An 11,789-nucleotide genomic window follows, 5' to 3' on the forward strand; every position below is an offset into this window, starting at 1 on the left:
TCAGCGTAGCGCCCGCTGTCAACCCGGCCCGGGACCACGGCGGCGGCTGGTAGACAGGGTCCGTGCGGGGACCAATCACCGGGCCGGCCGGCGCGGCCGCGCTGCTGGCGGTCGTGGCGCTGGCCGCCGGGTGTCCCGCGCCCGAGCCGTCCCGGCCACCGCCGTCGTCGCCCGCCGCGCCCCGCCTGCCGGGGTTCGTGGTGCTCGCCGACGTCGACCCGCGCATCCGCGCCGACATCCGGTACGCCGGCGGGCACAACTTCGTCGGCCGCCCGCTGGCCGGCTACGACGAACCGCTCTGCCTGCTCACCCGGCCGGCCGCCGAGGCGCTGCGCCGGGTGCAGGACGCCGCCCTGGCCCGGGGCCTCAGCCTCAAGGTGTACGACTGCTACCGCCCCCAACCGGCGGTCGACGACATCGTGACCTGGGCCGGCCGGCCCGGGCAGGAGCGGACGAAGGCCGAGTTCCATCCCCGGGTGCCGAAGTCGGAGCTGTTCGACCGGGGGTACGTCAGCGCGCCGACCGCGCACAGCCGGGGCAGCGCGGTCGACCTGACCCTGGTGGACGCCGGCAGCCCGGGCCCGGCACCGTACTCGCCGGGGCAGCCGCTCGTCGCCTGTACCGCCCCGGCGGGCCAGCGGTTCGCCGACGACAGCATCGACATGGGCACCGGGTTCGACTGCTTCGACCCGCTCGCGCACACCGACAGCGCACGGGTGAGCGCGACCGCCCGGGCCAACCGGCACCTGCTGCGCGACCTGATGACCCGGGAGGGGTTCGTCAACTACGACCGCGAGTGGTGGCACTACCGCTACCGCGACGAGCCGTACCCCGACCGCTACTTCGACGCGCCGGTGGCCCGCGCCTCGGTCGGCTGAAACGCTCAGCCGGCCGGGCGGTCCCGCAACGGCAGCCAGGACAGCACGTCCCGGATCTTCGCGTCCCAGTACGCCCAGTCGTGGTCGCCCGGGGAGAAGTCCACGGTCAGCGGCACCCCGCGCTCCCGGGCGGCCCCGACGAAGCGCACGTTGTCCTCGTACAGGAAGTCCTCCGTGCCGCAGGCCACGTAGAGCGCGGGCCCGTCCGGGCCGTACCTGTCGAGCAGCGCCACCGTGTCGTCCCCGGTGCCGGCCACCGGCCGTTCGCCGAACACCGTGTGCCACACGCGCGGGTCCACCGGAGCGGTCGGGTGGTGCCGGCGACGGGCCACGTCGAGGGCGCCGGACAGGCTCGCCGCCGCCGCGAACCGGTCCGGGTGCCGCAGCGCCCACTTCACCGCGCCGTAGCCGCCCATGGAGAGCCCGGCGACGTAGGTGTCCTCCCGCCGCCGCGACAGCCGGAAGAAGTCGTGGCACACCGCCGGCAGTTCCTCGCTCAGGAACGTCCAGTACCGGTTGCCGTTCTCCTCGTCGGCGTAGAAGCTCCGCGCCACCTGCGGCATCACCACGGCCAGGCCGAGCGGCGCGACGTACCGCTCGACGGACGTGCGGCGCAGCCAGATGGTGTCGTCGTCGGTGAGGCCGTGCAGCAGGTAGAGCACCGGCGGGTCACCGGCCGGCGCGGCGCCGGCCAGGCCGATCTGCGACGCGGTGCGCTGCGGCAGGATCACCGTCATCGACGTGGACAGGCCGAGCACCTCGGAGTAGAAGTCAACGCGCATCAGGGCCATGGCCGCCGATGCTACGTGCCACCGGCGCGACGCCGCCCTGCGGTCAGGTCCAGTACAGGACGCGGCAGCCGGGCACCCGCTCGGCCAGCGCCGCGGTGAACCAGGTGCGCAGCTCGGACATGACCTCGCGCGGGTAGACGTACTTGACCGCGCCGAACCGGCCGTGCTTGCGGCTGCGGGCCGCCTCGTCCATCTCCAGCCGGGTACGCGGATACCAGCCCAGCAGCACCTCCTTGCTGCCCGGCGTGAACCGGTGGGTGATCAGCTCGGCGGTCAGGTCGAGCGCCGGCACGCCGGTCACTGCCGCCGAGACCGCGTCCAGCAGCTCGCCGTAGTGCTCCCGCCAGCCGGGCAGCGGCATGATCGGTGCGACGGTCAACCCCACCGGGTAGCCGGCCAGGGCGAGCCGGCGCAACGCGGCCAGCCGATCCGGTACCGGTGCCGTGCCGCCCTCGAACCGCTCGGCGACCGGCCGGCAGTTGACGCTGAACCGCACCCGGGTCCGGCCGGCGTGCGGCAGCCCGACGAAGGTGCCGACGTCCGCGTACTTGGTCGTCCACCGCAGCTGCACGGGGGCGTCCCACCCGCCGAAGTGCTCCACCGCCCGCCGCCAGCTACCGGTCAGGTGCTCGAGAGCGAGCGGGTCGGTGTAGCAGGACGCCTCGAACGTGGTTCCCTCGCCCGCCCGCTCGCGCTTGCGGCTGGTCACCGTCCCGCGGCCGAGGTAATCCGCCAGACCGGCGAGGATGTCGTCGAGGTCCGCGTACACGCGGGTCACCGGCGGCCCGGTGAGCGACCCCGCCAGGTAGCAGTACTGGCAGTGGGCGGGGCAGCCCTCGGCGAGGTCCACCCGCCAGTCGGCGCTCGGCGCGATCGGTTGCAGCCGGCGGCGCGACGGTGGGCTCACCACGATCGCCAGGGTGCCCTTCGCCCGCGCGTACGTCTCCCGCTCGGTCTCCCCGCGCACCCCGGTGAGGCGGTTGCCGCGCAGCCGCTCGACCTCCAGGCCCAGCGCCTCGACCCGGGCGGCGATCCGCGCGCCGTGCGGCTGGTCGAGGGCGGCCGGGGTGGCGACCACCCGGCGCGGCGTCCAGCGGCGCGCCGGGCGCGCGGGCGGCGCGAGCCCGGCCAGGTCGCGGGTCGGGACGCGTTCGCCGCTGGCGTCGTGCGGCGCCGGGGGTACGCCCACCGCGAGCGGCTCGTCGACGTCCACCACCCCGTCCGGCCTCATCCACGCGGGGTACCCGTTCCGGACGTCGTTGCACGTCCGTCGCGGTCAGCGGTCCGGGCTGTCGGCCGGGGCCATCACCCGCAGCGCGTTGGCGTCCAGGCCGATCCGGATCGGGGTCTCGCCGTACAGTTCGCCGTCGACCTCCACCGGCGCCGGCCGGTCGGTCTCCAACCACAGCTGACGCACCGCGAGGAACGGCTCGTCGACAAGCGTGCGGCGGTGGCCGGTCGCGGCGTTGCGGGCGGTGTCGCGCAGCAGGCCACGCCGGTCCGGACCCCCCACCGGGTACGCGACCAGCAGCCGGTCGTCCGCGTTCGCGTCCGCCGTGATCGGCCGGCCCGCGTGGAAGCCGCCGTTGGCCACGTACAGCTGGTGGGTGACGAACTCGTGCTCCCGCCCCTCGGCGCGCACCCGGGCGCGCAGCGGCCGGTGTCGGGCCAGCAGCGCCAGGGCCGTGACCGGGTACGCCAGCCGGCCACCGAGCCGTTTGAGCCGTGCTGGCGTGCCCGCCATCACGTCGGCGGACAGGCCGACGCCGACGTGGTTGGTGAACCGCAGGTCGCCGACGAGCCCGAGGTCCACGTCGATCACTTTGCCGTCGCTGAGGACGGCGACGGCCGCGTCCAGGTCGAGCGGTACGCCGACGGTGCGGGCGAAGTTGTTCGTGGTGCCGAGCGGCAGCACGCCGAGCGCGACGTCCCGGTGGGCGAGCAGCCGCGCGGCGGTGCTCACGGTCCCGTCCCCACCACCGGCGACGAGCAGGTCGGGCCCGAGCCCGGCCGCCTCCGCGAGGGACTCCTCCAACTGACCGGGCCGGTCCACCGGGCACGCGGCGAGCAGGTCGAAGCCGGCGGCCAGCAGCCGGGACCGGGCGCGTTCGTACTGGTGGCGGCCCCGCCGCGAGCGGGCGTTGACGACAAGCGCCGCCCGCCGGGCCCGTCGGATCGCCGCACCCAGCTCCTGCTTGGTCCGCATGGCCATGATCCTATCGCCGTGGGCGGGCGCCAATATCCATTGCGGGCACCGCCGGCCGACCGTAGTGTCCTGTCCGCAAGCCCGCACGCAGCCAGGGAGTCCACCGTGAACCAGCCTCGTAGCACCGCGACCACGCGGCCGACGCCGCGCGGCGGTGCGGTGGCCGGCGAACGGGCCGGCGGTCGCCGGTCGGGCCGGCGACCAGGGTGGTGTGACTGACGCCGCGGACCGACGCGGCCGCCGCCCACCCCGCCGGGTCGGGCGGCTTTTTCGTCCCCGACACGCGGTTGTAGCGCAGTCCGGTAGCGCGTCACCCCGCCACGGTGAAGATCGCCGGTTCGAATCCGGCCAACCGCTCTTGCCCTCCGGTCCCGCCTGCCGGCGGGACCCTTTCACAACACGAGGAGGCGACGATGGGCTTCACCCCGCTGGCGGGCACGCGCGCGCCGGTACGGGTCTGGACCGACCCGTACGGCATCGAGCCGCAGGCGGCCCGCCAGTTGCGCAACATCGGCGCGCTGCCGTGGGTCGACGGGGTCGCCGTCATGCCCGACGTCCACTTCGGCAAGGGCGCCACCGTCGGATCGGTCATCGCCATGCGGCAGGCCGTGTCACCGGCCGCCGTCGGCGTCGACATCGGCTGCGGAATGTCCGCGGTCCGGACCTCGCTCACCGCCGACGACCTGCCCGACGACCTGTCCGGACTGCGGTCCGCCGTCGAGGCGGCCATCCCGGTCGGCTTCGCGCAGCGGGGCACCCCGGTGGACCCGCGGCGGGTACGCGGCCTGGAGCAGCGCGGCTGGGACGACTTCTGGCGGCGGTTCGGTGACCTGGACCGGGGGGTGGCGCAGCTGGAGACCCGGGCGCAGCGGCAGCTGGGCACCCTGGGCGGCGGCAACCACTTCATCGAGGTGTGCCTCGAACAGGGCGGCGCCGACGCCGGCCGGGTGTGGCTGATGCTGCACTCCGGGTCGCGGAACATCGGCAAGGAACTGGCCGAGCGGCACATGGCGGTGGCGCGGCGGCTGCCGCACAACGCCGACCTGCCCGACCGGGACCTGGCGGTCTTCCTCGCCGGCACGCCGGAGATGGACGCGTACCGCCGGGACCTGTGGTGGGCGCAGGAGTACGCGCGGCGCAACCGGGCGGTCATGCTCGCCGTGCTCTGCGAGGTCGTCCGGGAGCGGTTCCCGCAGGTGCGGTTCGACGAGCCGGTGAGCTGCCACCACAACTACGTGGCGGAGGAGACGTACGACGGCGTCGACCTGCTGGTCACCCGCAAGGGCGCGATCCGGGCCGGGCGCGGCGAGCTGGGCATCATCCCCGGGTCGATGGGGACCGGCTCGTACATCGTGCGGGGCCGGGGTAACCCGGAGGCGTACCACTCGGCGTCGCACGGTGCCGGGCGGCGGATGTCGCGGGCGCAGGCGAAGCGGACGTACAGCACCGACGACCTGGCCGCGCAGACCGCCGGCGTGGAGTGCCGCAAGGACGCGGGCGTGGTCGACGAGATCCCGGCCGCGTACAAGGACATCACCGAGGTGATGGCGCAGCAGGAGGACCTGGTCGAGGTGGTGGCGCACCTCAAGCAGGTGATCTGCGTCAAGGGTTGACGCGCCGGCCGGCGCCCGCGGGGGGCGGGCGCCGGCCCGCGGGCCGGCCGGGTGCGGGCCGGGCCGTGGTGCCGCAGGGGCCTCAGCGGCGGGGCGCGAGGCGTACGGGCACGGTGACGACCTTGGTCCGCGAGCCGTCCTGCGGGGACACCTCGTACACCTCGACGGTGCCGGCCTGCTCCCGGTCGACGCGGTAGCCGACCGCCACCCGGTAGTCGCCGCGGCACCCGGTGCCGCAGGTGGCGGTGGTGAACGTGGTGGCGATCTCCTGGCCGGCGGCGTCCAGCACGCGCACGCTGACCGTCGCCTCGAACACGTCGGCGGTGCCGGCGACGGTGACCGGGCTGGTGACCCGCGCGCCGATGACCGGTGCGGTGACCACGATCGGCGGCAGCAGGTCGGCGTAGGTGGTGCGGTCGACCGGGGCGCCCGCGCCGAAGCGGACGCGGCGCACGGTGGGGAACTGGGTGAGCGTCCACACGACCTGCGCCTCGCGCAGCCGGGTCGCGGCCGGGCCGCCCGTGGCCGGCAGCGGCGGCAGCACCGCCGTACCGTCGGCGATCCGGGTGACCGCCGTGCCGGCGGCGACAAGTGTGGCCAGCCCGGTGGCGGCCTCCGCCGGCGTCGGCCCGGCCGCGAGTTCGGTGAGCGCGAGGCGGGAGGTGGCCGGCGTCGCCGGGCGGGTACGCCGGGTCGGCGCGATCCGCCCGTCCCGGACGTACCACAGCTCGATGGTCACCGTGCCCGCCGACGGGGTGGCCGGGGCCGCGGTGGTGGTGGCCGGGCCGGGCGGCCGGGTCGGCACCGGGACGGCGCTCGACGGGGTGGCGGCGGCCGGGGTCGACGCGGCCGGCGGTTCGGCGGTCGGCGCCGGGCCGAGCGACCCGGACCGTGGCTCCGCGCAGCCGCCTGCCGCGAGCAGCGCGGCGGCTGTCAGCGCGAGGGCGGCGCGTCTCATGGCGTACCTCCCGGGCGGCTCGTTTCCTTCCCGGCGCCGTCCTTCCGGGCGCTGTCCTTTCCGGCGCCGCCCGGCCCGGCGGGGGGAAGCGCCAGCCGGAAGTGCGTGCCGGCACCGGGTGCGCTCGCCACGCTGAGCCGGCCGCCGAGCAGGCGGGCGTTCTCCCAGGCGATCGCCAGGCCCAGCCCGCTGCCCCGGCCCGAGCGGGCCGGATCGACCTTGTAGAAGCGGTCGAAGAGCCGGGGCAGGTGCTCGGCGGGGATGCCCGGACCGTCGTCGCCGACGTCGAAGACCACCTCCGGGCCGGCGCGGTGGACACCGACCCGGACCGCGCCGCCGCCGTGCTCGACCGCGTTGGCGACCAGGTTGGCGAGCACCCGTTCCAGCCGGCGCGGGTCGGTCGGCAGGTCGACCGGCTCCGCGTCGACGGCTACCCGCTCGGTCCAGCCGCCCGAGCGCAGGATCGACCGGAGCAGCGCGGCGGCGTCGACCGTGGTCACGGCGAGCGCCTCCCGGCCCGAGTCGAGACGGGAGATCTCCATCAGCTCCTCGACCAGCCGGCGCAGCCGCACCACGTCGGTGACCAGTAGCTGGCCGGCACGCCGGGCGTCGTCGGGGAGCTGGTCCAGGTGCTCGCGCAGCAGCGAGGCCGCGGCCACCAGAGCGGTCACCGGGGTACGCAGCTCGTGCGCGACGTCGGCCGTGAACCGCCGCTCCCGGGCCTGGGCCCGGGACAGCGCCTCGATCCGGTCCTGCAGCGCCTCGGCCATCTCGTTGAACGACGCCGCCCAGACGCTGAACTCGTCCCGCCCCCGCACCGGCAGCCGGGTGGCGAGCAGCCCTTCGGTGAGCGCCCGCGCGGCCCGGCTGGCCCGGCCGACCGGGTCCAGGGTGCGGCGGGCCAGGGTGTGCCCGACCGCGGCGGCGAGCAGCACCACCAGGACCCAGCCCGCCAGCAGCGCGTTACGGAGCTGGTCCAGGTCCGCCACGATCTCGTCCTCGACGGTGACCACGTACAGCTCGGCGGTCGAGCCGGGGACGCGGCCGCCGACCACGAGCAGCCGGGGTCGGGCGGACGGCGCGCTCCGCTCGTACCCGAGCTGCCCGGCCGCCACCGTCGCCCGCAGGCCGCTACCCAGCGGCGGCGCGAACGCGGGGTTCGACGGGTACGCCTCGCCGTCGACGAGGACCACGTGCCGCCCGCTGCCCTCGAAGCTGGCGAGCAGGTCGGCGCGGCGCTCGGTGGTCAGCGGCGCGAACTGTGCGGCGAGCACCAGCTGGTAGCGGGCGTCGGCGGCGGCCTGCTGCACCGAGGCGTCGAAGCGGACCTGCCGCAGCAGCGCGTACGAGCCGCCGGCCAGCAGCCCGGCGGAGACACCGGCGACGACCACGAACGCGACGGTCAGCCGGCGGCGCAGGCGGCCGGGGACGACCGGATCGGTGGTCCGCACCGGTCACCTCCCTCAGGCCGGGGTCAGCTTGTAGCCGGCGCCGCGGACCGTCCGGACCAGCCGGGGGTTCGCCGGATCGTCCTCGATCTTGGCGCGCAGCCGCTGCACGGCCACGTCGACGAGCCGGGAGTCGCCGAGGAAGTCGTGGTTCCACACCCGCTCGAGCAGCAGCTCCCGGGTGAAGACCTGACCGGGCCGGCGGGCCAGCTCCAGCAGCAGCCGGAACTCGGTCGCCGTCAGCGCCAGGTCCCGTCCGTGCTTGCGGGCCACGAAACTGGCCGGGTCGATCTCCAGGCCGCCGACCTCGATGGTGGTCGGTGCGGGCGGGGCGGCGGCCCGGCGTAGGACCGACCGGACCCGGGCGACCAGTTCCGGCAGGTCGAACGGCTTGCGCAGGTAGTCGTCGGCGCCGCACTCGAGGCCGACGACCACGTCGATGGTGTCGGTGCGGGCGGTCAGCATGAGGATCGGCACCTGGCTCGTGCGCCGGATCTCCCGGCAGACCTCGAAGCCGTCCAGGCCGGGCAGCATCACGTCCAGCACGATCAGGTCCACCGGCCGGGCCCGCCACGCGGCGAGTCCCGACCGGCCGTCCATGGCGGTGTCCACCCGGAAGCCGGCGCGCCGCAGGCCGAGCGCGGTGACCTCGCGGATGGAGGCATCGTCCTCGACGACCAGCACCCGGCCTTCCATGCACCGAGCGTAGACCCCTGTCGGCGGGCGTCGACCTGGCGAAACGGCCGGTGTGCGGGGCCCGGCCGGTGCCGGGCCCCGCGCCCTGGTCACTGCTGCCACTGGTGGGCGACGTCGAGGACGATCCGGCTGTGCGCACCCGGCCCGGACAGGACGAACACCCGGAACGGCAGCCGCGCCCGCACCCCGACGGCGAAGGTGGTGTAGCCCTCGAAGCTGCCGGCGAACACCACGTCGCGCAGCGTCCGGTAGCGCAGCACGTTGGCGGTGTGCTCGCCGACCCGGTACGGGACGGTGGCCACGTGCTCGTCGTCGTACGCCGGGGCCTGCAGCGAGACCCGCAGCAGCTCGTCGCCCGCGGTGTACGGCGACAGTGCCAGCCCCTCGCCCTCGGTCCAGGTCTCGCCGTAGGTGACGGTGTAGCCGTTCACGGTGCCGGCGAACTCGAAGACCACCCGGTCGTAGCAGTCGTGCCGCCCGGTGCGGACGTCGACGAGCGGGGCGCTGCTCAGCGAGCCCGCCGATTTGGTCAGGCTGCCCCAGGTGATCCCGCAGTACGCGGACCCGGCCGTGGCCGCCTTCGTCGCCGCGCCGGTCGTCGTGGTCGCCGCCGTGCCGGTGCCCGCGCCGGCGACCAGCCCGGCGAGTACGACCACCAGCACCATGAGTCCACTCCTGATGCGCATCTGTCTCCTCCTGCCGTACGCGTCCCGGCGTCCGGGACGTCTCCTCCGGCGCCGTGCGGGCCGGTGTCGGGGTCCGGCGCCGTCGGCGGACCTGGGTTCACCGTGGCGGCCTTCCGGCACAGCGACTTCGCCGTGCCGTAACGCCCACGTAACAGCAGCTCGTGTGCGGGGTGGCGGCGGTGACCGGCCGAAACGCGGTCCGTCGGTATGACGGTTCCGTTATGTCGGGCATCGGCGGCGTTCGATTTAGCATCCACGTACATCGATGGCTGGCGGCCCTGCCGCCGACTACTCAGGGGAGTGAGATGCTAAGAAGACAACTGCTTCGCGCGGCCGGAGCCGTGCTGGCGGCGGTGCTCGCGGCGGCCGGGGTGCAGGTCGCCACCGGTGCGCCGGCATCGGCCGCCCGCACCGTCTACTACGACGCGAGCCGGGCCGGTGAGTTCCGCACGAACTTCGACCAGGCCGCCCAGATCTGGAACAGCTCGGTCAGCAACGTCCGGCTGGTCCCGCGTACGCCCGGCAACATCACGATCTACGTCGACAGCGGCTGGCCGCGCGCGCAGGTCACCGGCCTCGGCTCCGGCCGGATCTGGATGGGCTGGACCGCCGTCAACCAGGGGTACGACCGCACCCGCATCGCCAGCCACGAGCTCGGCCACACCCTCGGCCTGCCCGACCGGCGTACCGGCCTCTGCTCCGACCTCATGTCCGGCAGCAGCGCGCCCGTGTCCTGCCGCAACGCGTACCCCAGCTCCGCCGAGGCGTCCCGGGTGAACTCGCTGTTCGCCGGCAGCCGCGCGACCGTCGAGACCGGCACATTCACCTGGCAGTCCGAAGAGGTCACGCCGTTCGTGGTGGGCGGCCGGCCGGCCACCGAGAACTACCCGTGGCTGGTCTACACCTCCGGCTGCACCGGCACCCTGATCAAGTCCAACTGGGTGGTCACCGCGCGGCACTGCCCGACACCGTCCTCGGTCCGCGTCGGAAGCGTCAACCGCAGCAGCGGCGGCACCGTGGTCCGGGTGACCCGGGCGGTCAACCACTCCCGGATCGACGTCAAGCTGTTGCAGCTGGCCAGCTCGGTCTCGTACGCCCCGGCGCCGATCCCCACGACCTCCGGCGCGGTCGGCACCGCGACCCGGATCATCGGGTGGGGTCTGACCTGCCCGAACCGGGGCTGCGGCTCGGCCCCGACGATCGCCCACGAACTGGACACGTCGATCGTCTCGGACAGCCGGTGCATCGGCATCGACGGCCCGTACGAGATCTGCACCAACAACACCGGCGGCAACTCCGGTGCCTGCTACGGCGACTCCGGCGGTCCGCAGGTGCGGCGGATCAACGGGGTGTGGAACCTGATCGGCGCCACCAGCCGCTCGGGCAACAACAACGCGACGTGCGCCACCGGCCCGTCGATCTACGGTGACCTGCCGTCGATCCGCTCCTGGATCAACTCCCAGGTCGGCGGCCTCCCCGCCTGAACGTAAGGAAGGGCCCCTTCTTAACGCTTCGCGTTGTAGAAGGGGCCCTTCTTAACACGCCCCGGAGGGCCGGTGTGGTGTCACCGTCCGCTCACGGAGTGGGGTACGGTGCCACCACGCCCGATCCCTCCGAGGTGAACATGCCTGCCGTGGCCGCGCTCGCTCTCACCCTGGCGCTCGCCCCCGCTCCGACGCCCTCCGCCTCGCCGTCGCCCTCTGGCGGGGTGGTCGGGGGCCTGCTCGGCGGAGTCGGTGGGCTGGTCGGCGATCTGCTCGGCGGCAGCCCGTCGCCGGGTGCCACGCCGAGCGCCGGCACGCCCTCCGCGCCCGGGACCTCCGGGGCGCCGGCACCGACGACGTCGGCCCAGCCGGGCGCGTCCACCTCCGACGGTGCCCAGGCACCGGGCCGCACCGGCGGCGGCGCGGGCGTCCGCGCCCCGGGTGCGCCGGCGCCGGCCGGGTCGGCCGCGAGCGATCTGCCGGAGGCACTGCCGGGTCCGGCGGTGGACAGCGGCGGGGAAACCGGCCGGCTCCTCGGGTACGCCCTCGCCGTCGGTGTGGTGGCCGTACCGGTGTTGCTGGCCCTGCGGCGGCGCAGGGTCCCCGCCGGAGCCCCGGTGGCACCGGAACTCCCCGCTGCCGCGCCCGGCCCCACCGGCCCGGACCCGGAGCCAGCCGCTCAGGAGCCGGCACCGGACAACGTGTCCCGGCTGCCGACCGACCTCAACGCCATCTACGAGCTGGGTCGCCTCGACGAGCGGCTCAGCCAGGAGCGCAACCGTCCCTCGTGACCGCAGCCCGGCCGCCGGCCGGGCTCAGCCGTACTGAGGTGTTAAGAAGGGCCCCTTCTACAACGCGAAGCGTTAAGAAGGGGCCCTTCCTTGTGGGTCAGCTGGTGCTGTAGCCGCGGGTGGCGATCCAGTCGGCGAGGGCTTCGGTGGTGATCCAGTACTCGGCGGTGTTCGGGTTCGCCGAGTCGGCGATCTTCACCTGGTCGCCGCCGTCGCGGTAGCCGGTCACCGAGATGTA

The 11,789-nt window shown here is 74.8% G+C and carries 11 protein-coding genes, 1 tRNA gene and 1 pseudogene; 5 read left to right on the plus strand and 8 right to left on the minus strand.

The genetic code is table 11. The features are described from left to right. The first annotated feature begins 62 nt into the window (after nt 1-62). Nucleotides 63-878 carry a M15 family metallopeptidase gene (locus ABTW87_RS17130; protein WP_350651784.1) on the plus strand — a complete coding sequence of 272 codons (816 nt, stop codon included), beginning with the start codon at nt 63-65 and terminating at the stop codon, nt 876-878. A 5-nt stretch (nt 879-883) separates the two neighbouring features. On the opposite strand, the gene ABTW87_RS17135 is transcribed toward ABTW87_RS17130, so the two are convergent. Genes ABTW87_RS17135 through ABTW87_RS17145 form a run of 3 tightly spaced genes read right to left on the minus strand, consistent with a single transcriptional unit; the run spans nt 884 to nt 3,875 of the window. Beyond that, a complete protein-coding gene (locus ABTW87_RS17135; protein WP_350651785.1) occupies nt 884-1,669 on the minus strand; it encodes an alpha/beta hydrolase in 786 nt (261 codons plus the stop codon). Nucleotides 1,670-1,712: 43 nt separating this feature from the next. Continuing rightward, nucleotides 1,713-2,900 carry a spore photoproduct lyase family protein gene (locus ABTW87_RS17140; RefSeq protein ID WP_350651786.1) on the minus strand — a complete coding sequence of 396 codons (1,188 nt, stop codon included), beginning with the start codon at nt 2,898-2,900 and terminating at the stop codon, nt 1,713-1,715. 45 nt (nt 2,901-2,945) lie between these two features. Further along, on the minus strand, nt 2,946-3,875 hold the full coding sequence (locus ABTW87_RS17145; protein WP_350651787.1) for a diacylglycerol/lipid kinase family protein: 930 nt from the start codon (nt 3,873-3,875) through the stop codon (nt 2,946-2,948). Nucleotides 3,876-4,158: 283 nt separating this feature from the next. On the opposite strand from ABTW87_RS17145, the gene ABTW87_RS17150 reads away from it, so the two are divergent. Continuing rightward, a tRNA-Gly gene (locus tag ABTW87_RS17150) sits at nt 4,159-4,232 on the plus strand. A 56-nt stretch (nt 4,233-4,288) separates the two neighbouring features. Next, nucleotides 4,289-5,488: an RtcB family protein gene (locus tag ABTW87_RS17155; protein ID WP_350651788.1), complete on the plus strand. Its 1,200-nt coding sequence runs from the start codon at nt 4,289-4,291 to the stop codon at nt 5,486-5,488. An 82-nt stretch (nt 5,489-5,570) separates the two neighbouring features. On the opposite strand, the gene ABTW87_RS17160 is transcribed toward ABTW87_RS17155, so the two are convergent. The 4 genes from ABTW87_RS17160 to ABTW87_RS17175 all read right to left on the minus strand — a co-directional run bounded on the left by ABTW87_RS17160 (nt 5,571) and on the right by ABTW87_RS17175 (nt 9,276). Further along, nucleotides 5,571-6,446 (minus strand): Gmad2 immunoglobulin-like domain-containing protein, encoded by an 876-nt coding sequence (locus ABTW87_RS17160; protein ID WP_350651789.1) that lies wholly within the window; start codon nt 6,444-6,446, stop codon nt 5,571-5,573. After that, entirely contained in the window at nt 6,443-7,897 is a 1,455-nt protein-coding gene (locus ABTW87_RS17165) for an ATP-binding protein (protein WP_350651790.1), read from the minus strand. Before ABTW87_RS17165 ends, ABTW87_RS17160 begins: the two co-directional genes overlap by 4 nt. Nucleotides 7,898-7,909: 12 nt before the next feature. Beyond that, complete coding sequence (locus ABTW87_RS17170; RefSeq protein ID WP_350651791.1) at nt 7,910-8,590, minus strand: response regulator; 681 nt, start codon at nt 8,588-8,590, stop codon at nt 7,910-7,912. An 89-nt stretch (nt 8,591-8,679) separates the two neighbouring features. Beyond that, on the minus strand, nt 8,680-9,276 hold the full coding sequence (locus ABTW87_RS17175; RefSeq protein WP_350651792.1) for an AMIN-like domain-containing (lipo)protein: 597 nt from the start codon (nt 9,274-9,276) through the stop codon (nt 8,680-8,682). 305 nt (nt 9,277-9,581) lie between these two features. On the opposite strand from ABTW87_RS17175, the gene ABTW87_RS17180 reads away from it, so the two are divergent. Both ABTW87_RS17180 and ABTW87_RS17185 read left to right on the plus strand, forming a co-directional pair. Then, nucleotides 9,582-10,760, plus strand: a complete 1,179-nt coding sequence (locus ABTW87_RS17180) for a snapalysin family zinc-dependent metalloprotease (RefSeq protein ID WP_350651793.1) — start codon at nt 9,582-9,584, stop codon at nt 10,758-10,760. A 149-nt stretch (nt 10,761-10,909) separates the two neighbouring features. Then, nucleotides 10,910-11,551, plus strand: coding sequence for a hypothetical protein (locus ABTW87_RS17185; RefSeq protein WP_350651794.1), 642 nt, complete (start codon nt 10,910-10,912; stop codon nt 11,549-11,551). Nucleotides 11,552-11,648: 97 nt separating this feature from the next. Here the strand turns inward: ABTW87_RS17185 and ABTW87_RS17190 are convergent. After that, nucleotides 11,649-11,789 (minus strand): annotated as a pseudogene (locus tag ABTW87_RS17190) (C39 family peptidase); the annotation flags it as partial.

The organism is Micromonospora sp. NPDC126480 (assembly GCF_040302465.1).
Classification (GTDB): domain Bacteria; phylum Actinomycetota; class Actinomycetes; order Mycobacteriales; family Micromonosporaceae; genus Micromonospora.

What these genes read in the sequence shown, in the direction of transcription:
- ABTW87_RS17180 (WP_350651793.1), top strand. Translation starts at nt 9,582, where the DNA reads ATGCTAAGAAGACAACTGCTTCGCGCGGCCGGAGCCGTGCTGGCGGCG.
- ABTW87_RS17145 (WP_350651787.1), bottom strand. Translation starts at nt 3,875, where the DNA reads ATGCGGACCAAGCAGGAGCTGGGTGCGGCGATCCGACGGGCCCGGCGG.
- ABTW87_RS17170 (WP_350651791.1), bottom strand. Translation starts at nt 8,590, where the DNA reads ATGGAAGGCCGGGTGCTGGTCGTCGAGGACGATGCCTCCATCCGCGAG.
- ABTW87_RS17160 (WP_350651789.1), bottom strand. Translation starts at nt 6,446, where the DNA reads ATGAGACGCGCCGCCCTCGCGCTGACAGCCGCCGCGCTGCTCGCGGCA.
- ABTW87_RS17175 (WP_350651792.1), bottom strand. Translation starts at nt 9,276, where the DNA reads ATGCGCATCAGGAGTGGACTCATGGTGCTGGTGGTCGTACTCGCCGGG.
- ABTW87_RS17135 (WP_350651785.1), bottom strand. Translation starts at nt 1,669, where the DNA reads ATGGCCCTGATGCGCGTTGACTTCTACTCCGAGGTGCTCGGCCTGTCC.
- ABTW87_RS17155 (WP_350651788.1), top strand. Translation starts at nt 4,289, where the DNA reads ATGGGCTTCACCCCGCTGGCGGGCACGCGCGCGCCGGTACGGGTCTGG.
- ABTW87_RS17140 (WP_350651786.1), bottom strand. Translation starts at nt 2,900, where the DNA reads ATGAGGCCGGACGGGGTGGTGGACGTCGACGAGCCGCTCGCGGTGGGC.